The sequence below is a fragment of the bacterium genome, from assembly GCA_016786595.1.
Classification (GTDB): domain Bacteria; phylum Bdellovibrionota_C; class UBA2361; order SZUA-149; family JAEUWB01; genus JAEUWB01.
Map to the genome: position 1 here is coordinate 67,783 of JAEUWB010000053.1, position 23,749 is coordinate 91,531.

General features: G+C 46.6%; 21 protein-coding genes. 4 read left to right on the forward strand and 17 right to left on the reverse strand.

Annotated elements, in window-relative coordinates:
- Positions 1 to 24: 24 nt before the first annotated feature.
- The 9 genes from nusA to pyrR all read right to left on the reverse strand — a co-directional run bounded on the left by nusA (position 25) and on the right by pyrR (position 11,628).
- Positions 25 to 1,497: a transcription termination/antitermination protein NusA gene (gene nusA / locus JNK13_08875; protein MBL7662848.1), complete on the reverse strand. Its 1,473-nt coding sequence runs from the start codon at positions 1,495 to 1,497 to the stop codon at positions 25 to 27.
- Between the two features lie 41 nt (positions 1,498 to 1,538).
- Positions 1,539 to 2,051, reverse strand: a complete 513-nt coding sequence (locus tag JNK13_08880; protein MBL7662849.1) for a hypothetical protein — start codon at positions 2,049 to 2,051, stop codon at positions 1,539 to 1,541.
- A 361-nt stretch (positions 2,052 to 2,412) separates the two neighbouring features.
- Complete coding sequence (locus tag JNK13_08885) at positions 2,413 to 3,585, reverse strand: hypothetical protein (protein ID MBL7662850.1); 1,173 nt, start codon at positions 3,583 to 3,585, stop codon at positions 2,413 to 2,415.
- A 160-nt stretch (positions 3,586 to 3,745) separates the two neighbouring features.
- Positions 3,746 to 4,231 (reverse strand): transcription elongation factor GreA, encoded by a 486-nt coding sequence (greA, locus tag JNK13_08890; protein ID MBL7662851.1) that lies wholly within the window; start codon positions 4,229 to 4,231, stop codon positions 3,746 to 3,748.
- 17 nt (positions 4,232 to 4,248) lie between these two features.
- Positions 4,249 to 7,551, reverse strand: coding sequence for a carbamoyl-phosphate synthase large subunit (gene carB / locus JNK13_08895; GenBank protein ID MBL7662852.1), 3,303 nt, complete (start codon positions 7,549 to 7,551; stop codon positions 4,249 to 4,251).
- A 10-nt stretch (positions 7,552 to 7,561) separates the two neighbouring features.
- Complete coding sequence (carA, locus tag JNK13_08900) at positions 7,562 to 8,716, reverse strand: glutamine-hydrolyzing carbamoyl-phosphate synthase small subunit (GenBank protein MBL7662853.1); 1,155 nt, start codon at positions 8,714 to 8,716, stop codon at positions 7,562 to 7,564.
- A gap of 2 nt (positions 8,717 to 8,718) precedes the next feature.
- Positions 8,719 to 10,029: a dihydroorotase gene (locus tag JNK13_08905; GenBank protein ID MBL7662854.1), complete on the reverse strand. Its 1,311-nt coding sequence runs from the start codon at positions 10,027 to 10,029 to the stop codon at positions 8,719 to 8,721.
- The gene (locus tag JNK13_08910; protein ID MBL7662855.1) at positions 10,026 to 10,991 is read right to left on the reverse strand and encodes an aspartate carbamoyltransferase catalytic subunit; all 966 of its coding nucleotides are present in this window, start codon (positions 10,989 to 10,991) and stop codon (positions 10,026 to 10,028) included. The genes JNK13_08905 and JNK13_08910 overlap by 4 nt, the downstream gene beginning before the upstream one ends.
- A gap of 13 nt (positions 10,992 to 11,004) precedes the next feature.
- Complete coding sequence (pyrR, locus tag JNK13_08915; protein MBL7662856.1) at positions 11,005 to 11,628, reverse strand: bifunctional pyr operon transcriptional regulator/uracil phosphoribosyltransferase PyrR; 624 nt, start codon at positions 11,626 to 11,628, stop codon at positions 11,005 to 11,007.
- Positions 11,629 to 11,804: 176 nt separating this feature from the next.
- Between pyrR and pyrE the strand changes: the two genes are divergently transcribed.
- Together pyrE and JNK13_08925 are read left to right on the forward strand one after the other, a co-directional pair.
- Positions 11,805 to 12,458: an orotate phosphoribosyltransferase gene (pyrE, locus tag JNK13_08920; protein ID MBL7662857.1), complete on the forward strand. Its 654-nt coding sequence runs from the start codon at positions 11,805 to 11,807 to the stop codon at positions 12,456 to 12,458.
- Between the two features lie 181 nt (positions 12,459 to 12,639).
- Positions 12,640 to 13,722, forward strand: coding sequence for a quinone-dependent dihydroorotate dehydrogenase (locus JNK13_08925; protein MBL7662858.1), 1,083 nt, complete (start codon positions 12,640 to 12,642; stop codon positions 13,720 to 13,722).
- On the opposite strand, the gene JNK13_08930 is transcribed toward JNK13_08925, so the two are convergent.
- Together JNK13_08930 and JNK13_08935 are read right to left on the reverse strand one after the other, a co-directional pair.
- On the reverse strand, positions 13,666 to 14,478 hold the full coding sequence (locus tag JNK13_08930; protein ID MBL7662859.1) for a glycosyltransferase family 2 protein: 813 nt from the start codon (positions 14,476 to 14,478) through the stop codon (positions 13,666 to 13,668). The genes JNK13_08925 and JNK13_08930 overlap by 57 nt on opposite strands.
- A gap of 1 nt (position 14,479) precedes the next feature.
- Entirely contained in the window at positions 14,480 to 14,833 is a 354-nt protein-coding gene (locus tag JNK13_08935; protein MBL7662860.1) for a zf-HC2 domain-containing protein, read from the reverse strand.
- 445 nt (positions 14,834 to 15,278) lie between these two features.
- Between JNK13_08935 and JNK13_08940 the strand changes: the two genes are divergently transcribed.
- Positions 15,279 to 15,725: a hypothetical protein gene (locus JNK13_08940; protein MBL7662861.1), complete on the forward strand. Its 447-nt coding sequence runs from the start codon at positions 15,279 to 15,281 to the stop codon at positions 15,723 to 15,725.
- Here the strand turns inward: JNK13_08940 and mgtE are convergent.
- The 6 genes from mgtE to JNK13_08970 form a co-directional block, all read right to left on the reverse strand.
- Positions 15,720 to 17,102 carry a magnesium transporter gene (mgtE, locus tag JNK13_08945; protein MBL7662862.1) on the reverse strand — a complete coding sequence of 461 codons (1,383 nt, stop codon included), beginning with the start codon at positions 17,100 to 17,102 and terminating at the stop codon, positions 15,720 to 15,722. The genes JNK13_08940 and mgtE overlap by 6 nt on opposite strands.
- A 213-nt stretch (positions 17,103 to 17,315) precedes the next feature.
- Positions 17,316 to 17,948 carry a hypothetical protein gene (locus JNK13_08950; protein MBL7662863.1) on the reverse strand — a complete coding sequence of 211 codons (633 nt, stop codon included), beginning with the start codon at positions 17,946 to 17,948 and terminating at the stop codon, positions 17,316 to 17,318.
- A gap of 1,970 nt (positions 17,949 to 19,918) precedes the next feature.
- Positions 19,919 to 20,278 carry a hypothetical protein gene (locus JNK13_08955; GenBank protein ID MBL7662864.1) on the reverse strand — a complete coding sequence of 120 codons (360 nt, stop codon included), beginning with the start codon at positions 20,276 to 20,278 and terminating at the stop codon, positions 19,919 to 19,921.
- A 56-nt stretch (positions 20,279 to 20,334) separates the two neighbouring features.
- Positions 20,335 to 20,745, reverse strand: coding sequence for a hypothetical protein (locus tag JNK13_08960; GenBank protein ID MBL7662865.1), 411 nt, complete (start codon positions 20,743 to 20,745; stop codon positions 20,335 to 20,337).
- A gap of 111 nt (positions 20,746 to 20,856) precedes the next feature.
- Entirely contained in the window at positions 20,857 to 22,086 is a 1,230-nt protein-coding gene (locus JNK13_08965) for an insulinase family protein (GenBank protein ID MBL7662866.1), read from the reverse strand.
- A gap of 27 nt (positions 22,087 to 22,113) precedes the next feature.
- Complete coding sequence (locus JNK13_08970; GenBank protein MBL7662867.1) at positions 22,114 to 23,370, reverse strand: insulinase family protein; 1,257 nt, start codon at positions 23,368 to 23,370, stop codon at positions 22,114 to 22,116.
- A gap of 40 nt (positions 23,371 to 23,410) precedes the next feature.
- On the opposite strand from JNK13_08970, the gene JNK13_08975 reads away from it, so the two are divergent.
- Positions 23,411 to 23,704, forward strand: coding sequence for a hypothetical protein (locus JNK13_08975; GenBank protein ID MBL7662868.1), 294 nt, complete (start codon positions 23,411 to 23,413; stop codon positions 23,702 to 23,704).
- The last annotated feature ends 45 nt before the right edge of the window (positions 23,705 to 23,749 follow it).

Consider the following 23,749-nt stretch of genomic DNA (forward strand, 5'->3'; position numbering starts at 1 on the left):
CTCCTCATCCCAAAAAACGTCGAATTAAAGGCTTTTCACATCAAATTTCAGAAACGAATCGGTTGCCTGTTGAACCATTTTGATCTGATCCTGATCTAATCCAGTTACTGAAACTAAATCATCCTCGCTCATTTCGGTGAGCTTCTGGATGGTATTAATCTCGTTACTTAACAAGGCAGTACGGATTTCAATTGGTAAAGCCAATTGGTCGATATCCGAAATCTGCAAGTCATCGAGATCTTCACCGGATTCAGCAGCCGCTTGTGCAACGAGCTTTTTAGACTCTTCCCAGATTAGTTTAACGCGATCCGCATCAAGCCCTTCGATGGCAGAGAGCTCTTCAAAAGGAGCCTGCGCAACTTCACGAATTGAACGGAAGCCCTCTTGGAAAAGTAGCTCTGCTTCGCCAAAACCAATACCAGTGATTGACTGTAATGAATCACGTGCACGCTTAGTCTCTTCTTCAGCAACTGACTCACTGCGCACATCAATACGCCAGCCAGTTAGCTTAGAAGCTAGTTTCACGTTCTGACCACCGCGGCCGATTGCCAAAGAAAGCTGATCATCAACCACAACAACTTCCATTGAATGCTCATCTTCATCGACAACAACGCGCACAACGTCTGCTGGTGCCAAGGCCCGTGCGACAAAACTCGGGGCATCTGGCGTCCAGGTAACAATATCGATTCGTTCCCCGCGTAATTCAGAAACAACAGCTTGCACGCGCGATCCTTTGATTCCCACGCAAGCACCAACTGGGTCCACATTTGGATCGTTTGAATATACGGCAACTTTGGCACGCTCCCCCGGCTCACGAGCTACGCTTTTCAATTCAACAATGCTTTCAGCAATTTCTGGAACTTCAATTTCAAAAAGCTTCCGCATGAAGTCTGGGTGACTACGGGTAAGAATCACTTGCGGCCCGCGTGCTTCGGCATCAATATCTAAAATCATGGCACGAATGCGATCACCTTGGCGGTAGCGTTCGCGCTGAATTTGTTCACGTGAAGGTAGAACTGCATCCGTCTTACCAAGGTTAACAATGGTATTGCCGCGCTCAAAACGCTGCACAATACCATTTACAACCTCGCCCTTACGACCTTTATATTCATCAAAAATCACGTCACGTTCTGCGTCACGAAGTTTTTGAATGATTACTTGCTTCGCAGTCTGCGCTGCAATACGACCAAGCTCCTCAGAGTTAAGCTTACGACCAAGCTCATCGCCTACTTCACAGTCGGGGTCATAATCACGACGCGCATCGGCAAAACTAACTTGCGTTGCATCGTCCTTAACGTCATCTACGACGGTGCGAAATTCAAGCACCTCAATCTCACCTGTTTCCTCGTTATAACTTGCTTCAAGATTGCGGTTATGACCGAAGTGCTTTTTCGCCGCGCTGAGCACAGCCGACTCCAGCGCCTCCACCAAGACCTTCTTGTCAATTCCCTTGTCGCGACTTACCTGGTTAATCACAGGTTCTAAATCAAAACGCATGTTATCTCTCCTACTAAAATTCCCAATCAAAAAGCTTCAAACTAAAATTTATGCTCCACGTTGGCCCGCTTAACGGCAATAAACGGAATTTCGATCGATTGTCCCTGAGGTTCGCTGGCAACGATAATGAGTCGATCCGTAACTCGCTCAAGCATTCCAAGTGCAGCACCAGCCGGTTGATTTTCACTTGCAGCATAGACCACGCGAATTCGCTTACCTTGTGCTTCAGAAAAATGAGTCTGTAAGCGCAAAGTCCGATTAACGCCAGGCGATGAAACTTCAATTTCAGCTTCTGGCGAAAGTCCGTATTTAGATCCAGAAACTGTGGCAAAGTCCATTAAGCGTCGACAGACCCGACTACAATCCCCACTGGTAACGCCAGATTCAGTGCTTGCATTATTTTCACCGTCAGTCTCAGGGCTTTGATTTTTAGTAATAAATACCCGTAGCCCGCCACGCTGAGCACGTTCAATATCGTAAACTGATAAACCCTCATCTTGCACTATTGCTGCAAGTTCAGTCCAAAGCAGATCCTGTGTATCGACAAATGCCATTTTCTAGCAATCACTCTAAATTCAAATAATACCCTCCCGTCTTGTCAATTGTTTGGAGCAAACAACTGACATTCAAGAGACTCAAATCTTTTGAGCACTTGATTGAAGACTTTTATCGCAAGAATTGTCGATAAAACGTCCCATAAGGAAGGAGGCAAATACTATTAATTCGCCTTAAGTGGCACATAAATAACACCCAAATGCTGAAGAATCAAGGCTTTAGAGCAAAAGATATCTTGGCAATAAGACCTGAAATTACAATTGGTTATCAATCTGTAGCTAGAACTAAATGAAAGGAACCCCTGGAGCGAATTTTAAAACTTACTCGCCACAGGGGTTAATAGAAATAGCCCAAAAACTGCTAGCTACAGATTATTGAGTATGCAGCTGTAGACGCAGCAGGTGTTGCAGCTACACCAGAACGTATGTCAATTGTATCTGTTGCAACAAAAGAAACAGATCCACCACTAGCTGAACAACTAGAAGCAGTCTCAGAGATTGAGCATGTTAAAGCTGTCGCAGCGCCATTTTTCATGACTGTAAATGTTCTAGTTTGAGTACCAACACCATTGTTTGGGGTCGTGCCAAGTGACACTAGTAAGTCAGTTGCTGTGCATGGAGAAATTATTAACATATACGCATTTGCCTCAGTAGCATTAGGCGTAAAAGCACCGTGGACAGCTAAATATTGAGTCGCCGTTGCTGATAAAGCTGTTCCATTGGTATTGCCCATATGCACTGTTGGGCCTGTGGCACCTGTTGCTCCAGTCGCACCAACTGCTCCGGTTGCACCTGTGGAACCTGTCACGCCAGTAGCACCAGTTGCACCAACTGCTCCAGTTGCTCCTGTGTCTCCAGTTGCGCCAGTAGCGCCTGTTGCTCCAACTGCCCCAGTTGCACCTGTATCTCCTGTCGCACCAGTAGCACCCGTTGCTCCAACTGCTCCAGTTGCTCCTGTGTCTCCTGTTGCGCCAGTAGCGCCTGTTGCTCCAACTGCTCCAGTTGCACCTGTATCTCCTGTCGCACCAGTAGCACCCGTTGCTCCAACTGCTCCAGTTGCTCCCGTATCTCCAGTTGCGCCAGTAGCACCCGTTGCTCCAACTGCTCCGTCAGCTCCAGTTGCTCCTGTATCTCCCGTCGCACCAGTAGCGCCTGTTGCTCCGACTGCTCCGTCAGCTCCAGTTGCTCCTGTATCTCCTGTCGCACCAGTAGCACCCGTTGCTCCAACTGCTCCGTCAGCTCCAGTTGCGCCTGTATCTCCCGTCGCACCAGTAGCGCCAACTGCTCCAGTTGAACCTGTTGCTCCAGTGGCACCTGTTGCACCAACTGCTCCCGCTACACCAGTTGCCCCGGTTGCGCCTGTGGTCCCAGTGACTCTTTGGCTTCCTTTTGGACACTGACTAGATCTAAAGATAACAGTACGATCACCAGATCGTTTAGCACAAAACACGCCAGTGGTTTGTGCCTCCGCTTGATCAAACGGCAGAATCGCAAAAATAGCTGCGAGAATTAAATAATAAGTTGATCTATACATATGGGTCAGAGTCCTAATTAATGATAAGGAATAATAACTACTAGATATATTCGTATAATATAATTCTATGATTTTTTATAGGTAAAAATGTCGCTAAATAATCGAATAAAACAGTTATAGAAACATTTCTCAGCAAAGAAATGTTAGAATTGTGAGCTTTCTAATATTCCGCAACAAAGCATACGCTAGAGACTTCATACTCGCGCACTCCACTTGGAAGATTGACAGCAACTACGTCATCTTTTCTTTTCCCAATTAGCGCGCGCGCTAGCGGGGAAAGATATGATATCAAGCCCTTATCGGCATTGGCTTCATCTTCGCCAACAATTGTGACTTTACGCTTAGCATCACTTTCCAGATCCAACAGTTCAACTGTTGCCCCAAAGACTACTGTAGTTCCGCTTAATTTTGAGATCTCCACAACCATCGCTGTGCCCAAACGAGACTCGAGTTGCCTGATCCGCGCTTCGAGCATACCTTGATGTTCTTTGGCCGCATCGTACTCAGCGTTTTCTGACAAATCACCATGCGCCCGCGCTTCAGCAATTGCTTGTGAGGCTTTGGGGCGTTCGACTGATTTCAAACGTTGTAATTCTTCTTGCAGAAATTTATGGCTGCGTGAAGTCATTGGTGTTTTATCGGACATAAAATCAAACTTACATTTTATTGTTGCATCGTCACGTACTCTTGAATTGAAAAGACTTCGTTGCTTTGCTTACTTTTGTTCATTGCGCCGGTTACTGCTGCGGCACGGTATTCCTCAATCGCCCGGATTGCAGCTTCAGCAGCAGGCAAAGTAGTGAATAAGGGAATACCGACATCAATTGATGTAACACGAATTGATTGCGAGTCAAGTCTCGGGCTACTTCCTTCCGGAGTATTAATCACTAAGTGAATTTGCTTGGCGAGCAAGGCGTCCACAATATGCGGAGAGCCTTCAGCGACTTTATTAATTGGATCAATTTTTAAGCCACTTTCTTTAAAAAAATTAGCAGTGCCCTTTGTCGCAACAATTCTAAATCCACAATCAAGCATTCGCCGTGCCAGTGCTAAACCATTTCGTTTGTCGGCATCTTGCAAACTAAAGAAAACGCTTTTGTTTGCTCCGAGCGGTAGTGACAATGACGCTCCTGCCTGGGCCTTTAAAATCGCTTCGCTCACCTTGGAATCAATGCCCATGACTTCTCCCGTTGAGCGCATTTCGGGTCCAAGAATTGCATCTGCGCCACGGAATTTAATAAACGGAAACACTGATTGCTTCACAGCCACATAAGGCAGTCGTCCAATTGCCTGCGCATAATTCACAAAATGTCTAAACTTCCCGTATGCACCCGTAGCTTCAATCTGCTTTAAACTTTCACCAGCCATTACCCGTGCAGCTACTTTAGCCCAAGGGATACCCGTAACCTTAGAAACAAAAGGCACGCTGCGTGAGGCGCGTGGGTTAACCTCTAAAACATAGATTTCCTTCCCGCCAACAAGTGCGAATTGGACGTTCATTAAACCCCGCACACCTACTTCGCGAGCAAGGTTTTTTGCCGCCGTCACAATTTCTTCAACAACTTGAGTTGTAAGCGTTTGCGAAGGTAAGAAAAAAGAACTGTCTCCAGAGTGAATGCCGGCGCGTTCAATGTGCTCCATCAAGCCGCAAACTAAGACTTCATCCTGATCAGCAACGGCATCAACATCAATTTCAATCGCATTCTCGAGAAAACGGTCCAGTAGCACCGGCCTGTCAAAAGACACTTCTACACTCTCTCTAAAGTAGCGTGAAAGCTCTTCGTCCGAGTATAAAATCATCATCGCCCGACCACCAAGCACGTATGAAGGACGAACCAGCAGCGGATAGCCAATTTTTTTTGCAACTTTCAATGCACCTTCAATCGTCGTTGCAGTCCCACTTGCAGCTTGCCGCAGCTTCAAACGCTCAAGCAGCGCACTAAATTCTTCTCGATCTTCAGCTAATTCAATTGCCGTTGGCGATGTTCCGATCACAGGCACCCCGAGCTCCTCTAACTGTAGAGAAAGTCGTAGCGGCGTTTGACCACCATATTGAACAATTACCCCGGTTGGCTTTTCGCGTTCGACAATTTCAATCACGTCTTCCAGAGTCAGAGGTTCAAAGTAGAGCCGATCAGCCGTGTCGTAATCAGTTGATACAGTTTCCGGGTTACAATTAACCATAATGGTTTCATAACCAGCTTCCTTCAAGGCCATCACCGCATGCACGCAACAAAAATCAAATTCCAAGCCTTGGCCGATACGATTCGGCCCACCGCCTAGAATCACAATTTTTTTGCGGTTTGTCGGTGGAGCATCTGATTGCTGGTCATAGCATGAATAAAAATACGGCGTATTTGACGCAAATTCAGCAGCACAGGTGTCGACTACTTTAAAAGCAGGACGAATCTCGCGAGAATGTCTTTCTGCTCGCACTTGAGATTCTGCCGACCCTGTTAAGGTCGCAATTCGCTTATCACTTGTGCCTAGGCTCTTTAGCTGCCTAAGCGTTTGATTGTCGATCTCTCTCAATTTTTTACCGCGCACTAAAGCTTCGGCTTGCACGATTTTTTCCATCTCGCGCAAGAACCACTGGTCGTAAGCGGTCGCCGCGCTTACTTCGACTACGCTCGCACCAAGTTCAAGTGCACGCGCAATTTGAAACATGCGTCGCGGATTTAGCGTCGCAGCTGCACTCAGTGCTTCTTTGACTGTAGTAAGTTGCGACTCAGGGCCACCTAGTAAACCCGTTCGCCCAGTCTCAAGCGATCGACAAGCTTTCTGCAGCGCCTCAGGATAAGTTCTACCCATGGCCATAACTTCACCGACTGATTTCATTTGCGTGCCTAAAGTTTGGTCTGCGCCACGAAATTTTTCAAAATCAAATCGTGGTATTTTAACCACGACATAGTCAATACTCGGCTCAAAGCATGCTGGAGTCTTTTTTGTAATATCGTTGGGAAGCTCATCGAGTCGATACCCGACAGCAAGCTTGGCAGCAATTTTTGCGATGGGAAATCCTGTAGCTTTAGAAGCAAGCGCCGAGCTTCTAGAAACCCGTGGATTAAGTTCAATCACAATCACTCTGCCAGTCTCCGGGTGCACTGCAAATTGCACGTTCGAACCACCAGTATCCACCCCAATTTTATTCATCAACTTCAGCGAACCATCGCGCAAACGTTGATACTCCTTATCGGTAAGTGTCTGCACCGGGGCAACTGTAATTGAGTCTCCAGTATGCAGCCCCATTGGGTCGACGTTTTCAATCGAACAAATAATCACACCGTTTCCGGCATTATCGCGCATGATCTCTAATTCAAATTCTTTCCAACCTAGTAGGGACTCTTCCAGTAAAAGCTCTTTAACTGGACTTGCTTCAAATCCGCGGCGTAGCTTTTCATCGAATTCTGCAGCCGTATAAACAATCCCTCCACCACTACCGCCAAGCGTGCGTGAAGGTCGGATCACAAATGGATAGCCCAGCTCCCGGACAGCAGTATGAGCTTCGTCCATATTTCGCACGAGATAACTACGTGCATTCTCAAGTCCACAAGCAATCACTGCTTCTTTAAATTTCTCACGATCTTCAGCCATTTTAATGGCTTTTGTTTTTGCACCAATTAACTCAATTCTATACTCTTCGAGTATCCCTGCCTCTTCAAGTTCTAAGGTCAGGTTCAATGCAGTTTGGCCGCCAATTGTCGGCAAAATCACATCAGGTCGCTCACGCTCAATGATTTTACGCACACTCTCTACCGTCAAGGGTTCAATATATGTGCGGTCAGCAAACTGCGGGTCAGTCATAATCGTGGCTGGATTTGAATTAACCAGAACCACGCGGTAACCTTCTTCTTTCAAGGCCTTAAGTGCCTGAGTCCCTGAATAATCAAACTCACAAGCTTGACCAATTACAATTGGCCCCGACCCGATAACTAAAATTGTTTTAATATCTTCTCTACGTGGCATATTTTACTTCTTAATTTGTAACCATTTGATAAAAGCGTTTAAATAAATATTGGGCATCATGTGGCCCCGGTGAAGATTCAGGGTGGTACTGAATGGAAAATGCCTTGGCGTCAGGCACATCAAAGCCCTCAACAGTGCCGTCATTTAAATTGATGTGCGAAACTCTGGCATCCTTCCGTAAGCCCTCTTCTGTAGTAGCAAAGCCGTGATTCTGGACAGTAATTTCCACCTTCTTTGTGACTTCGTCCCGCACAGGATGGTTACCACCGCGATGTCCAAATTTAAGCTTAAAAGTTTTAACACCCAGAGCTTGTCCTAAAATCTGATGCCCTAGACAAATTCCAAAAATTGGTTTTTTGCCGAGAAAGTCCTGGGTTAGTTTTACGATATTACCGAGTGTTGCTGGATCTCCAGGGCCATTAGATAAAAAGATGGCATCTGGATTCAAGGCCTTAATTTGCGCAGTGTCCGCGTGAGCCGGCACGACCGTCACACGGAATCCGTGCGTGACGAGTAATCGCAGAATGTTAAACTTAATCCCGCAGTCAACGGCCACAACATGGGGGCGCTGACTTGCTTCAGTCGCAGAAATACTTGGATATCCCGATCCTAACTCCCAAACACCTTGACGCCACTCATAAATCTCATTCGTAGTGACTTCGTCAATCAAGTTCATGCCTTCCATTGCAGGACAAGCCTTGGCACGGTCAATCACGTCCGACACGTTTTGCTCCCCGTGGGCAATTACACCCATCTGTGAACCGTGCGTGCGCAGATGCAGCACTAAGGCCCGCGTGTCGATTCCAGAAATCCCGAGAACATTATTTGTCTGCAAATAATCTTGTAAGCTTTGCTTGGCTCGAAAATTTGAGAGGTGCTCGCTAAATTCCCGGACAATTAGTCCCGCAACTTGCACACGTTTGGATTCAATGTCTTCTGGGTTAACACCAACGTTGCCAATATGTGGGTAGGTAAAAGTCAACATCTGGCGATAATAAGACGGGTCAGTTAAAATTTCCTGATAACCTGTGATTGAAGTGTTAAAAACAACTTCGCCCCAAGTGCTGCGATCGGAATTCGTTTTTGCCGATGCCGACCCCCCGATGGCAGAACCTTCGAAAACTGTTCCATCAGCCAGTGCTAGAATTGCACGCTCCTTTTTCATTCTTAACTTTTTAACTCCTCGATACTAAATACTGTTTTGCCTGCTAAAATTGTGCGCACTGCTACGCCGGTCAGCGGCTGGCCAATAAAAGGTGAGTTTTTACTCTTCGAGCGAATCATTTCTGGAGTAAGCTCGTAAGATCTCTTCTCATCAATTAAAGTAAGATCGGCGATTTTCCCTACTGCAAGATTCCCCAGCGGCAGGCGAAACATTTCTGCGGGCTTACTGGTTAATGCTTCAATTGCACGGTGCAAAGTTAATTTTCCTTCGCGCACCTTGGCCAAAGTTAGCGGCAAAGTTGTCTGTAGACCTAAGATCCCAAAGCTTGCTTCACTAAAAGGCTTGCGTTTGGAATCTAAATCGTGTGGCGCATGATCACTGGCAATACAGTCTAACACCCCCGCAGCAAGTCCAGCCATTACGCCCTCGACGTCAGCTTGCGAGCGTAGCGGCATACTCATCTTGGCATTGACATTAAAATTATCTACTGCCGATTCATTCAGCGTAAAGTAATGACACGCAGTCTCTGCCGTAATATTGATACCATCTTCTTTAGCGCGCTTAATTAAGGTCACGGCCCGAGCCGTGCTTACATGGCAAACGTGAAGCCGTGTGCCTGTCAAGCGACAAAGCTCAATGTCTCGAGAAATCATGACATCTTCAGACGCCCCAGGCATGCCCCTGAGTCCAAGTTGCACACTTAAAGCCGATTCATTCATGGAAAAGCCATCGGAAAGTGTTTTGTCTTCCTCGTGGCAGGTAAAAACCGCATCAAACATTCTGCCGTAGTCCAGCGCGCGACGCATCACACCTGCACTCATTACGGGCTTGCCGTCGTCAGAAAAAGCAACGCAGCCAGCCTCCAGGAGCTCTCCATAAGGCGCAAGCTTTTCGCCTTGAGACCCTAGCGTAATTGCTCCAATCGGATAAACTCGACACAGCCCTGATTGAGCGGCTTGCTTTAACATGTATTGAGTAATTTCCGGCGCGTCGTTAATTGGATCGGTATTTGGCATCGGGCAAATTGCCGTAAAGCCACCGGCAACTGCCGCCTGCGAACCCGTATGAATCGTTTCTTTCCATTCAAATCCGGGCTCACGTAAATGCACATGAATATCAATTAATCCAGGCGTGACGAGTAAACCCTTGGCCTCAATCGTTTCAGTTGCTTTTGTTTGTGGAATCTTACCTGGCGCATCAACAGCCGCAATTTTTCCATTCTCAATTAAGAGGTCAAAAGCGCCGTCGCGATTATTTGCAGGATCAATTAAATGACCCCCTGTAATTAAAATTGCTTGATTCGTGTTTGTCATGCCGGCAACTCCAGAGATGATTCCAACCCACGTTTATGTTCCCACCACTGCGCCAGTAAAAAGAGAATCGCCATGCGCGTAGAAACACCGTTTTCAACTTGATCAGAGATTTTTGAACGCGGTCCATCGATAACTTCAGAAGTTAGTTCTAAACCGCGCATGTATGGACCAGGCGCAAGCACTACAGCTTGCGGACAATGGCGCGCTAAAAGTTTCTCGCTCAGGCAAAAATACTTGGCATATTCGTCTGAGGACGGAATAAATGCCTCATTTAGATATTCCAGTTTGATGCGTAAGGACATTACCGCATCGGCACCTTCAAGTGCTGTCGGTAAATCATAACAAACTTTCACACCTAGTTCTTGAAACTCTCGCGGAACAAGTGTCGGCGGACCAACCAGCACAACTTCATTCCCCAGCGCGCGGTGCATAAAAATATTCGAACGTCCGACTCGCCCACGTAGCACGTCACCGACGATTACAAGCTTAAGTTTATCGATCCGGCCCAGGCTCTGCTTAATTGTCAGTGCATCAAGGATTGCCTGCGTCGGGTGTTCATGTAAACCATCGCCCGCGTTTACAATCGAAACGCCCTTCAGCAATTGAGCGAGAAAGTGCGGGGCTCCGCTTTCGGGATGGCGCATCACAATAATGTCAGGGTTCATTGCTTCAAGCGTGCGTGCTGTATCGAGCAAGGTTTCCCCTTTCGTTACGCTACTTGATTGTGCGGCAATATTTACCGCATCGGCACTTAGGCGTTTTGCGGCAATTTCGAAACTGGTGCGCGTGCGCGTAGAAACTTCGTAAAATAAATTAACGACAGTTTTTCCGCGTAGTGTCGGGACTTTTTTGACTGAACGGCGATTAATATCGACAAATTTTTCTGCCGTTTCGACGAAATAGTGAATCTGCTCGCGCGTGAGCCCTTTGATCCCGAGTAGATTTGGTCCGATTCCTTCCATGGTTCTTACCTAATTAACTTGCAGAACTCTTACGTGGCTTAATATAAACAGCATCTTCACCGCCATCCGATTCGGCGAGTGAGACTTGGACAATATCCGAGCGTGATGTCGGAATGTTTTTTCCCACATAGTCTGGCCGGATCGGAAGCTCTCTGTGTCCACGATCACATAAGACCGCAAGCTGCACCGCTTTTGGGCGACCAAAGTCGATAATCGCATCCAGGCCAGCACGCACAGTGCGCCCAGTGTAGAGCACGTCATCAACGAGGATAATCACCATTTTTTCCACGTTAAAGGGCAAATCTGTTGCTTGGACAAGCGGGTTATCTGTCGTGCGCCAGAGGTCATCACGATAAAGCGCAATGTCAACGACCCCAAATGGGATTTCTACACCTTCGATTTCTTTAATTTTATCCTTAATCCTTCGCGCTAAATGCTCACCGCGCGTGCGAATTCCCACAATCGCGACATTCTTTGCGCCAGAATTCTTCTCGATAATTTCATGGGCGATACGACTGATGGAACGGCGAATTTGATCGGCATCAAGCACTAAACGGGGAGTATCGTTTGTTGTAGAATTTTGATTATCGCCAGTTTTATTAGCAGCTTTCCCGGCAGCCGGGTCTTGACTAGACATTTTAAACTCCTTCTAGGTCTCTCGTACCTAATTAAAGTAGTATTTATAAAAAACTTACTTGGTTGCGCCTGGGTTATTTGTGGTCGACCTAGGCTGGGCCAAAACTTCTAGATTATTACCACACTTGCTTAAAGCAGGCAAGTGCTGCATCTTAACAGCCGTAAATATCAAAGAAAATGAACCAACACTCTGAGACAATTATTCAAGAAGCATTGCGACTTGGTGCAATTAAGTTAAGCACCACAAAGCCGTTTCGCTGGACTTCTGGATTTCAGATGCCAATTTATTGCGACAACCGCAAGCTCCTGCGCAGTCATCAGGCGCGTGCTGCCATTATCGCTGGATTTTCTGAAATCATTAACAAGCAGCAACTCAAGCCGGATGTGATTGGCGGAATTGCAACTGCCGGCATCCCTCATGCGGCAATTCTTGCGCATGCTTTAAACCAACCAATGGCATACGTACGGGCAAAAGCAAAAGAACACGGCCTGGGTAACCGTATCGAAGGCGAAATCAATGCTAGTGAGAATGTGATTTTGATTGAAGATGTAATTTCAACAGGAGGAAGCTCACTTAGTGCGGTAGAAGCTGTGCGTGAAGTCAGGGCGAAGTGCGGAACAGTGCTGAGTATCTTCAGTTATGATTTTCCCGAGGCGCTAAATGCATTTCGCGAAAAATCTTGCGCCTTACATGCAATTTACACCTATCACGACCTTGTAGCATATGCAGTGGCGACAAATTACGTTTCCGCTAAAGACGGTGAGAGTTTAAACGAGTGGCGGGAAAACCCTTACACCTGGGGTGAAAAGCATGGCTTTCCAAAGTCTTAATCATCACATCGGCAGACAGTTGTTGTCATTGAACTTGGGCTTGAACTTATACTTCCCCTTCCCTGCATCCCTCCCGGCTACTGACTTGCATGAGCAAATTTCAGAGCGAAACAGAGACATTAAGTTGAAGTTCCAGTGCAAGCTTAAGCTGCAAAGTAGTAAAGTGCATTATTAGGATTCTATGCTCTATAATCTAGTCCGACCGATTCTCTTCTCGATTGACGCCGAGCGGGCGCACTACCTTGCGACTAATAACGCAAACCGCATCTTAAAAGTTCCTGGCCTAAAGACACTTGCTAAATGTTGCTACAAATATGAGTCCCCTAAGTTAGAAATTGAGCTCTTCAACAAAAAGTTTAGTAACCCTTTTGGCATCGCCGCTGGCTTTGACAAGAATGCAAACTGCCTTGAGCTTGTTGCCGCACTCGGGTTTGGCTTCATGGAGATTGGCTCGGTTAGTGCCCTGCCTGCGCTTGGAAATCCTAAGCCACGCTTATTTCGTCTACTCGACGATCAAGCGCTGATTAACCGCATGGGACTAAATAATGACGGGGCTGAAGTTATTGCTCGTCGCTTAAAGAGCAAGACTTTACCCGGTCAATTTATTTTAGGCATCAATACAGTTAAGACAAATGATCCAAACATTCTCGAAGATAAAGCGATTTCCGATTTTACTACTGCAGTCAGAGTTTTAGCGCCGCAGGCTGACTTTATTGTGCTCAATGTGAGCTGTCCAAATTCCGGCGATGGGCGCACATTTGAAGATGCCAATGCCTTGCGCTTACTTTTACAGGCAATGCAAGATGTACGTGGCCAAACGCCACTACTGGTAAAACTTTCTTCAGATTTAACAGATAGTGCGCTGGTTGCGGCACTGGAAACGTGTGAAGCGATGAATGTCGATGGCTACGTTTTAATCAATACAACAATCAGCCGTGATGGCTTAAAAACTTCGCAGCATCAGCTTGAGGCAATTGGACGCGGCGGTCTAAGCGGAGCGCCACTTTTTGAACGTGTGAAGAAAACGATTTCTCTGACCTACAAAACCATTGCCGGCAAGAAACCAATTATTGGCGTTGGCGGAGTCAGTTCAGCAGCAGACGCATATGCACTTTTCAAGGCGGGTGCCAGCTTAGTCGAAGTATACACTGGCTTTGTTTACAATGGACCAGGCTACGCCAAAGCGCTCAAGCGCGGGCTTGTAAAATTACTGGATCGTGACGGAGCTGGATCGATTCGAGAGATTATCGGTCGCGGGATCTAGCGACAAGCGCTTACCTTCACGGGAAAATAGCTCGTAGCTCGCAAAACCTTGTTTTGCCAGAAAATACTTCCAAGACACGCCAAGGACGCCAAGACCGTAGGTAACGCTACGGCTAAAATTAATTGACGACGACTCTGGAGCGTAGAGTGTCGGACAGCTAATTTCACCAACTTTGAAGCCAAAGTACAAACTCTGCGCGAGCATTTCGTTATCAAAAACAAAGTCGTCAGAATTTTCTAGCAGAGGCAGTTCGGCTAAAACCTCGCGGCGAAATGCGCGGTAGCCGGTGTGGTATTCGGAGAATTTCTGGCTCATTAAAACGTTCTGCGCAAATGTCAGGCAGCGGTTAAAAAAGTATTTATAAAGTGGCATACCGCCGCGGAGCGCTCCTTTTCCGAGGATGCGCGAAGCGATGATTGCGTCGTATTCGCCGTAGGCGATCATCCCTGCCATGGCGACAAGTAGTTTTGGAGAATATTGATAATCAGGGTGAAGCATAATCACAATCTCGGCATTGCGACGCAGCGCTTCGGTGTAACAGGTTTTCTGATTTCCGCCGTAACCGCGGTTAATGGGATGACGAAACGCGGGGATACCGAGGCGTTTGGCAACGCTAAACGTTTCGTCATGGCTCGCATCATCGACAAGAATTACGTCATCGATGATGTCGCGGGGAATTTCTGAATAAGTTTTTTCTAATGTGCGCGCAGCGTTATATGCTGGAAGCACAACAGTGATACGTTTTCCATTGAGCATTCTATGCTCTTACCACTTTAAGGTGTGATTTTAAAGTAGCACTAGATTTCCCTGTAGCTTCGCCATTAAATCCCGCTTTTTCCTTAAGAGCTTGGCGGAGGCGTGAGCTTACGCCGGCGGGGATTTGTTTTAAGGCCAGTTCGCGGGCAAGTAGTGAGGTAAGTTTTAAATCTTCGATTAAGTGTTTACAGTCATGACAAGCGTCTAAGTGCGCTTCAAATTTAATCTTCAGCGGGTCAATCATTTCCCCATCAAGGTAGAGGCTGGATAGATCTTCAACGTCTCGGCAAGTAAGAACAAAGGAGCTAACTATGCTAGTTGCTGATGTATTTGGCTTTTGTGTTGTGCTTTCCATATTTTTTAGCTTCTCCACCTATGGTTTTACAGTCTTGTTGTTCTCATTGGTTTGGTTTCTTCATTTGTTTAGATTACAGGCACTTAGAAAAAGATTCACAAAAACGTATAATTTGTAACAAATTGTAACTAATTCTTACTGATTAGGCCTTTATTTAATGATTACGAGCAGTTACAAAGGTGGCTGACACCATCTGCACCGATCACCATGTGCGGCCATGTGCGGCGATGCATGATACTTTTAACTATCATAGATATAAATACTTATGCTCTTTAGTCATCAACAAGATAGTGCTATAATGCCACTAATATGCTGAAAGAATTCAATTTTTTCAAATCTTTCGAAGCGGCTGAAGCGTCCGACCGTGCTACAAATCAATCGATGTCAGCAGCTGAGCGACTCTCAATCTTATTAAGCTTAATTGAGCAATACGGATCTATTTACTATGGCCCTGCAGAAGGATTTGAAAGAGTTTATAAAATTACTAAACTCTCACAAAGTTAAATATCTCATTGTTGGTGCTCATGCTGTTGCTTACCACGGGTATCCGCGCTTAACTGGCGACATCGATTTTTTTATAGAAATCTCGAGCATTAATGCCACTAGACTCGAAGCTGTGATGAAAGATTTTGGGTTCATTGGTGAGCCTTTCACAGCTGAAAAATTCATGGAAGCACATAATGTTTTTCAGCTCGGTAGACAACCAAATAGAATCGACTTGATTACAACGATCTCTGGCGTTGCTTTCGATCAAGCTTGGTCTAGCAAAGTCAAAGCTGAACTCGATAGTCTACCTGTATATTTTATTTCCAAAGAACTTCTGATTCAAAACAAAAAAGCATCAGGCCGCGCGAAAGATCTACTAGACGTTAAAGAACTAACATCCTCATAGCAGCGTCCCTGACAAAATCAGCGCTGCCATCACAAAATAGATAATCAGGCCCGTTACGTCGACAAGTGTTGCCACAAAAGGCGCTGAACTAGTCGCCGGGTCAAGTTTCAGACGCTGTAAAAGAAACGGCAACATACTGCCTACAATCGTGCCAAAAGAAACTACGCCAATTAGACTAAAACAAACTGTAATACCGAGTAAGAAGTAATGCGCCCCAAAATCATAAAGCCCCATGAATTGCCAAAGAATTACACGTAGGAAGCCAAGACTTCCTAACCAAAATCCCAGGGTCAATCCTGAAAATAATTCGCGCCTAAACACCCGCCCCCAATCACTAAGCTTTAATTCACCGATGCCAAGTGATCTCACAATCAATGTCGCTGCCTGCGAGCCAGAATTTCCACCACTACTGATAATCAGTGGCACAAACATCGCCAGCACCACGGCTTTGGCGATTTCATCCTCAAAATGCCCCATCGCCGTCGCCGTTAAAAGTTCTCCAATAAAAAGCACAGAGAGCCAGCCCCCACGCTTCTGCACCATGGTGCGAAAGCTGACGTCAAGATACGGCTCATGCAGGGCCTGCACACCGCCAAGTTTTTGGATATCTTCTGTGGCCTCTTCTTGTAAAACGTCGACGATATCATCCACCGTCACAATACCGCGCATCCGCCCTTCGGCATCTACAACCGGAAGCGCCATCAGATCGTGTTCGGCAATCACTTGCGCAACCGTGTCCTGGTCATCTGTATCAAGTACGGTAATTACTTTCGGATGCATGACCTCGCTGACATAGGCATCATCCCGCGCCGCAAAAAGCTCATGAAAGGAAACCACTCCGCAAAGTCGCTGCTCCGAATCAAGCACGTAAATATAATGCAGCGTTTCCAGATTTTTCTTGGTTTGAATTCGTAAATAACGAATCGCCACATCAGTTGTAACGTCTGGACGGAGTCGCGCAAAGCGCGGACTCATTAACCCTCCGGCCGCATCTTCAGCATACGCCAAAAGTGCTCGCACTTCCGTCAAAGCAGCATCATCAAGTAGGGATTCAAGATGGGCGCGATCTTCCGCAGGAACTGTCTGAATTAAGTCGGCAACGTCATCCGGTTGCAGATAGCGCAAATAAAGTGCCGCTTCTGCATCTGACAAAAAGCGAATTAAGGTTGCCTGCTCAGTAACAGGCATATCGTTAAAAAAATCTAGTGCTTCGTATTGAGGAAGGTTACGAAATTGTCGCAAGCGGTCGACTTCTTCTAGGTCCGCCCATTGGTCGCGTAAGGTGGTAAGCTTTGATTCGAGCTGGTCAGCCTGCAGGAGCTTATTTTCTGGCTGCAGGTCCAGTATTTTCTCTTGAATTTCAACTGTTTCAGCCATTTTCCCTGCCCATCTAAAATCGGCCAATAAAGAGTTATGTGCAATTAGCACAAGCTGCCCAGAAATGCGAATTAAGTGTGCACTTCGTGGATGTAATTTAGTCAGACGAGATTTAGACCTAGGGAGAATAAAGGACAAGAATGATCGGAAGTATAAGTTCAAGCCTAAGGGGAGTAAAGGGAGGAAACCTACCCTTTAAATATCGTTGGCCGCTCATGACGTTTTGTAGGTCCAAAACGCCACGATGAAGCCGAAAAGCAAAGCCAAAAGTGCGGGGATCCAGAATTGTGCCTGAAAGACACTCGCCGTCAGAAAGAACGCGCAAACAGCCAATAGCTCAGCACAGGCTCGGCCGGGCAGTTTGTTCCGAAAGAAGCGAAGCATGCTACTTGCGACAAAGCCATAAGCAATCGGAATGAGCGTGAGTGTAAACAACCACGGCCCATATCGACCGACAAATTCATTACCGAAGTGATCGATGCTCAGATAAAGCGCAATTAAACTAAGCCCGCCAATACACGGCAAGACCAAGTCAAAGACGGTTTCTTCTAAGTTCATTCTCTCCTGACGTGGCGTCGCTTGATGCACGAATGCAGCTAGCGGAAAGCTTGCGCAGACAGCGCCAAGCGTAATTGCATTTGTGCCGAGCAAAGTCGCGCCCACAGTAACTCCAGAAAGCCAAGTTATTACAACCAGTATGACTTTCCATCCAGGTTGTTTACCGACTTTTAAGATCGAGCGAATGTCCCAAAGGTCACTCGTAACAGAGAGCATGGCTGCCGCAAAAACCATAAAAGCAATGTGCTTCAGGTTTGCAGCAACAAAGACTATGAGAGCGATTTGCATCGCTAAGCTGAAGGTGGTCCAACGTAGATTCAATTTGATTCACCATTTCTATCTGCGCAAAGGAAGAAGAGGCGCAGAGAATTAAAACCTTTCTCGAGGTAGGTTCCTTATACCCATATGGAAAATGTAACCGCGAAAGTCTATAGATTTAATAGGAAAAGTCAAGTTTCGAGGAGTTATTCTACTGCGGGCAGTTAGAGACTTATCATCCTAAGTGAAAAGCTTGCGTATCGTGTCATTACGAGACTGCGTAAGCAGTCGTGGCAATCTGTTAACCGATCACAACCAAACATAATCAGTGAACAGATTGCTTCGTCACGTTGTTCCTCGCAAAGACACGAGACGCAAGCAGATTGCCGCGTTTACTACCACGCTCTCAAAGACATGAAATTAGCGTCATTGCGAGCGTAGCGAAGCAATCTGTCCACTTAGTTTTCACCCGGAAGTAAAAAGAAAATGGGGAGAAGCAGATATATCACAACCGTTGGTATAAAACCGCGGGGAGCAACAGCGATCTAACATCTCCCCAAGTCCGGTGAACTCCGTTCAGGCTCCGCTTAATGCAATTCCGTTGCGAGCCGGCCTGAAAAACACGGTAATGTCCCCAATGCAAACTCGTTTTCGGAATTCAACGCCGATCGGCATTTCTTCTCCGAGACCGTGAACACGTCTTGCAAGGCGTGTTCTTTGAGTTTGGTCGAGACCGCAAAGGAACCTAAACTGGTTCGTCGCGTTCATCGCGAGGAACGCTTCAGCAAGACGGATCTCGCGTTGGCGTTCTTGATGACGAAGTTCGCGCGCTTGCGCGCGAACGGCTGCCTGACGATGGGCTCGGCAACCAAAAGCCCGTGTTGATGCATGAGTACTCATGGGTTGCAAAACTTAACAAAGTTCTCCAACCCACGAATAACAAACAATGCAAAAATTAAAAAACCAATAAAATCTACTTCTCATCCCACATGCAAATTGTTCAGAACTCCCCACTTGCTAATGGAATGATAAGTTTCTCAAACTACTCTGTATAAGAATTTCAAAGAACAACTTCGAAGCGCATCTGTAGCAAATGACAGCATGCCTTCTACCGCCTAAGCGGTCCTCCAACCATTCCTCGATGTTATGCTGAAATTACTGGGAAATGTTGCATAGCTGTTAAAACATAGGATTTTAGGGGGTGTCAAGGGCGTGGAAATGGTGAGCTGGAGATCGATTCGACGGAGCCTGCCCTACCTTCGACCCAAGCGTTCGACCGAGGGCTCAGGCCGAGGGGAGCGGAGTCGAATGGGCTACTTTCGGCTTACCTTCAAATCGAGCGGTTCGAGCGAGAGTATTCCGAGTCGAAAGCAGGGCGGGCTTTCCAATCTACTGATTGAGTTTTCACGCATCATTGCGAGGAACAACGTGACCTATTCGACTCCGCTCCCCTCGGCCTGAGCTAGGGTCGAAGGCAGGGCAAGCTCCGCAACCTGTTCGCTTAGTTATTTAACCGTCATTGCGAACGCAGTGACGCAATCTGTTAACCGATCACAACCAAACATAATCAGTGAACAGATTGCTTCGTCGCTTTCAGCTCCTCGCAATGACACGAGACGCAAACAGATTGTGGCGCTTAATGTCGCAAACTAGCAGTCATATGTTGTCAGCGTTTAAACGAAAAAGTCAACGTTTAAAGCCTTGATTTTGAGGAAAAGACGAGGCGCGGAAATTGCGCAGAATAAGTTACTCTGCGTTTAAACGAAAAAGTTTGAGTCAAAGACGAGGAAGAGTCAATTTTTGAGGGCCGACTTTATTAAATATAAACGAGGCTCGAAAAAATTGACTCTGACGAAGTATTTGGCCATGTCAATCGACGTTTAAAGCCTTGATTTTGAGGAAAAGACGAGGCGCGGAAATTGCGAGGATCGTAAGCATATTAAAATATGTGCGAACCGAAGCAATCTTCCGCAACGAAGTATTTTTCCAAAATCAAGGCTTTAAAAGCAGGAAGAGGAGACCTTCCCCCCTCGGCAAAATATCCTCGCAAACAATCCGCGCTTGTTTTTCACACGCTTCATAATCGGCTCATCTTTTGCATCAACCGCAGTAACGCGTTTTTGTTTATGACGCCCATCGCCGGAGTCATCCCAGACGAGTTCGTATACGCCAATTGAAATCACCATCATCACCAGCGATCCGCCGAAGATTAATCCGAGGAGATAGTCTCTTGATTTACGGCCTTCCCCACTGGGCAGCACTGACCCTTCTGCGCCGCCATGCACTGGCGTGGTGGCGTTCGTGCCGTTAAAGGGCAAGCTAATCGGTTTACCAGTGAGTGGATTAATAATACCAGCCATACATAGCTTGTTATGCGCAGACGAGAGCCAAGTGTAGCATTGAGCCAAAATCGGGCTTAGCCTATGCGCCAACCACTACGCTGTGAGCGCTTTTGAATACTTTCGTCGCGCCCAAGTAGTTCAGAACTTCTTTGGTAATCAGCCAGCGCGTCACGAAACGAGGTTGTCGCGCGTGATAAATATTGGTCAATAAAGTAATCGACAGTTCTTTCAGAGTAGGCCTTGGCGCGTTTGAGGTCGCGGTCAACAATTTGCGTGCGGTCACCTGCCTCAGTCAGAGTTTTTCGAATCACGCGATAAATTTCATCAACAGTCGCATCCAAGCTCCAAGATAGATCTTCAATGGCTTTATTGACTTTAGATTTGCGATTCTCGCGGAGAATAATAAAGCGTGCGACAAAGGCCGTGCGTAGGGCGATTTTTCGAGCCATTTCCGTTTGAGGGTCAGCGCCTAATCGTCGAGCCATAAATTACTTCTAATCCTACTAAACTTCCTGAGCTTACTGTTTATCGAAGCTACTTAGAGTTTCGACAGAATTAGCTAGAAACCTAATCGGAAAATAAGCTAGGAGAATGGACTAAAGTGTCTCGCGTGGGCTCAAAGTAGCTGTATGAAATGGTTTAAATGGGTATTCCTCTAGTGCTTTATGAATGCTTGCTTTATTCACTGCAGCTAGTCTTTGAATTTCTTCTCCGACGGTGCGATACGCGGCGCGGTAAAGCCATTCATTGCCCACGGCAAAAAGCCGGCGCATTGCGCTTTCAGACGAGAGCACCATACGCGTGCGCACCTTTGTCTTGGCACGTTCAAGCTCGGCATCAGAGAAATTCACGGCCTGACTAATGATTTTACGGGCAATCGATTCAACTTCAGCGATGCGATCTGGTTCAGCACTTGCATAGGCCATAAAAAACCCTGTGCCGTCCATTTCATTAATATCAAAGGAAGCACTTTCGGCGAGGCCCTTATCGACTAATTGCCAATAGAATTGCGAGCCTGAATGGTCGCCAAGAATTGTCGCCAAAACGTTTAGATCGTAACGGAATTCAGCGTTGGCACTTGGCCCTGGACCGAGCATGCAGATATGGGCCAGTTGCTGATCTTTACGCACAATCTGATTACGTGATTCAGTGGGACGATGCTGAGGAGTGCTCCGTGCGGTTTTCTCTCCGACCCAATGTCCGCAGAGTTTTGCGGCAAGTGTGGTCAGCTCCTCCCAGTTAAAATTCCCAGAAGCTGTGAGCACGATATTTTTTGGCGAATAGCGGCGGTTAAAATACTCACGCATTTTCTCAACAGGTAGAGCACTGATACTCTCGTGGCTGCCGAGCACAGAATTTCCGGCCGGATGATCGCTAAAATATCCGCGTAGTGCCGACTCAAAGAGCACATGCGTTGGGCGGTCCTGATATAGGGCAATTTCTTCGAGAATGACTTTCTTTTCTGTCGAGAATTCCCCACTGTCAAGCTTGGGGCGCAGCATGTCGGACAAGATATCAAGAAGCTCGGGTAAATACTCCGGCAAGACGGCAGCATAGTAAACTGTAGATTCTTCACTCGTATAGGCATTAGCTTGCGCGCCAATTCCACCGAATGCAAAATTGATATCAATTGCGCTACGTTTGTCAGTACCTTTAAACATCATGTGTTCAAGGAAGTGCGAGACTCCTGCAATATCTGGGGTTTCGTCACGCGCACCAGTTTTAACGAAAAAACCAAGGCCCACACTTTGTGAGGACATTTTCTCTTCGCCGATGATCGTCAGGCCATTACTTAGCGTTGTTTGATGAAATTTTGCTGTTTCCATGTTCTTGTTCACTTTAATTTGGCAGATTTAGTTTGGTAGTGATAATTCAACGCTTCCCAGTGTGACTAAGGTAATTGGGCTAACCGGGTAGTGGCTAGCATAATTCATCACCATCTGCAGATTAACTTTATCGATTTCGCTAGCTACTTCAGTAACTGTTCTAAGTCGTCCAAGAATCCACCAATCGTGAGCTAGTTGCGAAGCACGCGCAGAGCTTAAATCTGATTGCATTACGAGGCGCGATTTTAAGTCAGCCTTGGAGCGCTTCACTTCATCTTCAGTGATATTAGTACTCAAGCCGCGCATTTCTTTAAGCATTACGGCAAAAGTTTCTTCAGCATGCTTATTGGTAGTGCCGGCATAGGCAAAAATCCCGGCATGTTTTGAGGTCGAGCTATGGTTTGCAGAGACACGGTAAACTAGTCCGCGCTTTTCGCGAACTTCAATAAATAACCTACCATGCATACCACCCGAAAGAATGCCCACGCCTACACGTGCAGCGTAGTATTCAGGATCATTAGCCTTAACGCTCGGTGAAGCGAAAGCGATTTGCAGTTGATTGGTGTCTTTAGGTAGATGAAAAACCTGGGAGTTTGTTGCCAGGGCTGGTGCATTAATTACCTGCTTATCACCAGTCCAAGCGGAAAATGCCTTTTCAATCGCAGCGCAAACTGCAGGGAAATCAAATTTACCGCTCACTCCGAGCACTGCACCATGAGGACTAAACATCTTTCGATGATGTGTTTTTAAAGCCTCTGAAGTAATTGCCTTAATTCCGGCTTCAGTTCCGCGCGAAAGACGTCCGTATGGAGCTGGATAAAATTTCTCGTTAAGTCGGACCATCACCTTACTTGATGGTTCGTCTTCGAGGCTGAGTAATTCTTGCAAAGCAAGGGCCTTGGCATTTTCTAACTCGGCTGAGTCAAAATGCGGCTCAAGAATCATTGTAGCCATTAGAGAAAAAAGCTTTGCTAAGTTCTCCGACAATAAGGCGCCAGAAAAGACAGCAAGTTCCATGCCCGAGGACTCGCTATGTTCGATGCCGAGGTTTTCAAATTCGGCGCTAAGTTCTTGGCTATTCCACTGTCCGGCGCCACGACTAAACATGTCGACCATCATATTAGTGATCCCTGCATAGCCCTCGGGGTCGCAGGTGCTACCAATTGGCACAAGTAGAGTCGCGGCAGCGGATTCGGCGTGTGGGATTTCTTCGGCGACGATGGTCAGGCCATTTTTTAGGGTGTGAGAATATTGTTTTCTTGAAATTAAATTCGCGTTAGACATGGTCATAATCATAAGCATGGAGTGTTAAGATCCGCAAGAAATGAGTCAAAGCGTTACTTGTTTTCACTGTTCAAAATCGTTTGAGATCCCGGATGGCACGGTTGCACGTGGCGAGGAGTGCCCGCATTGTCGTGCGGACGCACGGGTTTGTAGGAATTGTAGGCACTATGACCTGAAGGCATATAACGAGTGCCGTGAGCCGCAGGCCGAGCGCATTGTCGACAAAGAAAAAAGAAACATGTGCGATTTTTTTGTGATCGGTTTGCCGGGGAGCTCGACGGGCGCTGCCAAGGCAGATGCCTTAAAAGCGCTAGATGATTTGTTTAAGAAGTAGCCTACGCAAAATTTACAATTTCTGAAATTTCACCTATAAACGTCT

Excerpts from the sequence above, each read along its gene's own strand:
- pyrE (MBL7662857.1), top strand. The coding sequence starts at position 11,805 with ATGAACCAACACTCTGAGACAATTATTCAAGAAGCATTGCGACTTGGT.
- JNK13_08905 (MBL7662854.1), bottom strand. The coding sequence starts at position 10,029 with ATGACAAACACGAATCAAGCAATTTTAATTACAGGGGGTCATTTAATT.
- carB (MBL7662852.1), bottom strand. The coding sequence starts at position 7,551 with ATGCCACGTAGAGAAGATATTAAAACAATTTTAGTTATCGGGTCGGGG.
- JNK13_08880 (MBL7662849.1), bottom strand. The coding sequence starts at position 2,051 with ATGGCATTTGTCGATACACAGGATCTGCTTTGGACTGAACTTGCAGCA.
- carA (MBL7662853.1), bottom strand. The coding sequence starts at position 8,716 with ATGAAAAAGGAGCGTGCAATTCTAGCACTGGCTGATGGAACAGTTTTC.
- greA (MBL7662851.1), bottom strand. The coding sequence starts at position 4,231 with ATGTCCGATAAAACACCAATGACTTCACGCAGCCATAAATTTCTGCAA.
- JNK13_08970 (MBL7662867.1), bottom strand. The coding sequence starts at position 23,370 with ATGTCTAACGCGAATTTAATTTCAAGAAAACAATATTCTCACACCCTA.
- JNK13_08930 (MBL7662859.1), bottom strand. The coding sequence starts at position 14,478 with ATGCTCAATGGAAAACGTATCACTGTTGTGCTTCCAGCATATAACGCT.
- JNK13_08960 (MBL7662865.1), bottom strand. The coding sequence starts at position 20,745 with ATGGCTCGACGATTAGGCGCTGACCCTCAAACGGAAATGGCTCGAAAA.
- pyrR (MBL7662856.1), bottom strand. The coding sequence starts at position 11,628 with ATGTCTAGTCAAGACCCGGCTGCCGGGAAAGCTGCTAATAAAACTGGC.
- JNK13_08975 (MBL7662868.1), top strand. The coding sequence starts at position 23,411 with ATGAGTCAAAGCGTTACTTGTTTTCACTGTTCAAAATCGTTTGAGATC.
- JNK13_08935 (MBL7662860.1), bottom strand. The coding sequence starts at position 14,833 with ATGGAAAGCACAACACAAAAGCCAAATACATCAGCAACTAGCATAGTT.
- JNK13_08955 (MBL7662864.1), bottom strand. The coding sequence starts at position 20,278 with ATGGCTGGTATTATTAATCCACTCACTGGTAAACCGATTAGCTTGCCC.
- mgtE (MBL7662862.1), bottom strand. The coding sequence starts at position 17,102 with ATGGCTGAAACAGTTGAAATTCAAGAGAAAATACTGGACCTGCAGCCA.
- JNK13_08950 (MBL7662863.1), bottom strand. The coding sequence starts at position 17,948 with ATGCAAATCGCTCTCATAGTCTTTGTTGCTGCAAACCTGAAGCACATT.
- JNK13_08925 (MBL7662858.1), top strand. The coding sequence starts at position 12,640 with ATGCTCTATAATCTAGTCCGACCGATTCTCTTCTCGATTGACGCCGAG.
- JNK13_08965 (MBL7662866.1), bottom strand. The coding sequence starts at position 22,086 with ATGGAAACAGCAAAATTTCATCAAACAACGCTAAGTAATGGCCTGACG.
- JNK13_08910 (MBL7662855.1), bottom strand. The coding sequence starts at position 10,991 with ATGGAAGGAATCGGACCAAATCTACTCGGGATCAAAGGGCTCACGCGC.
- nusA (MBL7662848.1), bottom strand. The coding sequence starts at position 1,497 with ATGCGTTTTGATTTAGAACCTGTGATTAACCAGGTAAGTCGCGACAAG.
- JNK13_08885 (MBL7662850.1), bottom strand. The coding sequence starts at position 3,585 with ATGTATAGATCAACTTATTATTTAATTCTCGCAGCTATTTTTGCGATT.
- JNK13_08940 (MBL7662861.1), top strand. The coding sequence starts at position 15,279 with ATGGCCCTGCAGAAGGATTTGAAAGAGTTTATAAAATTACTAAACTCT.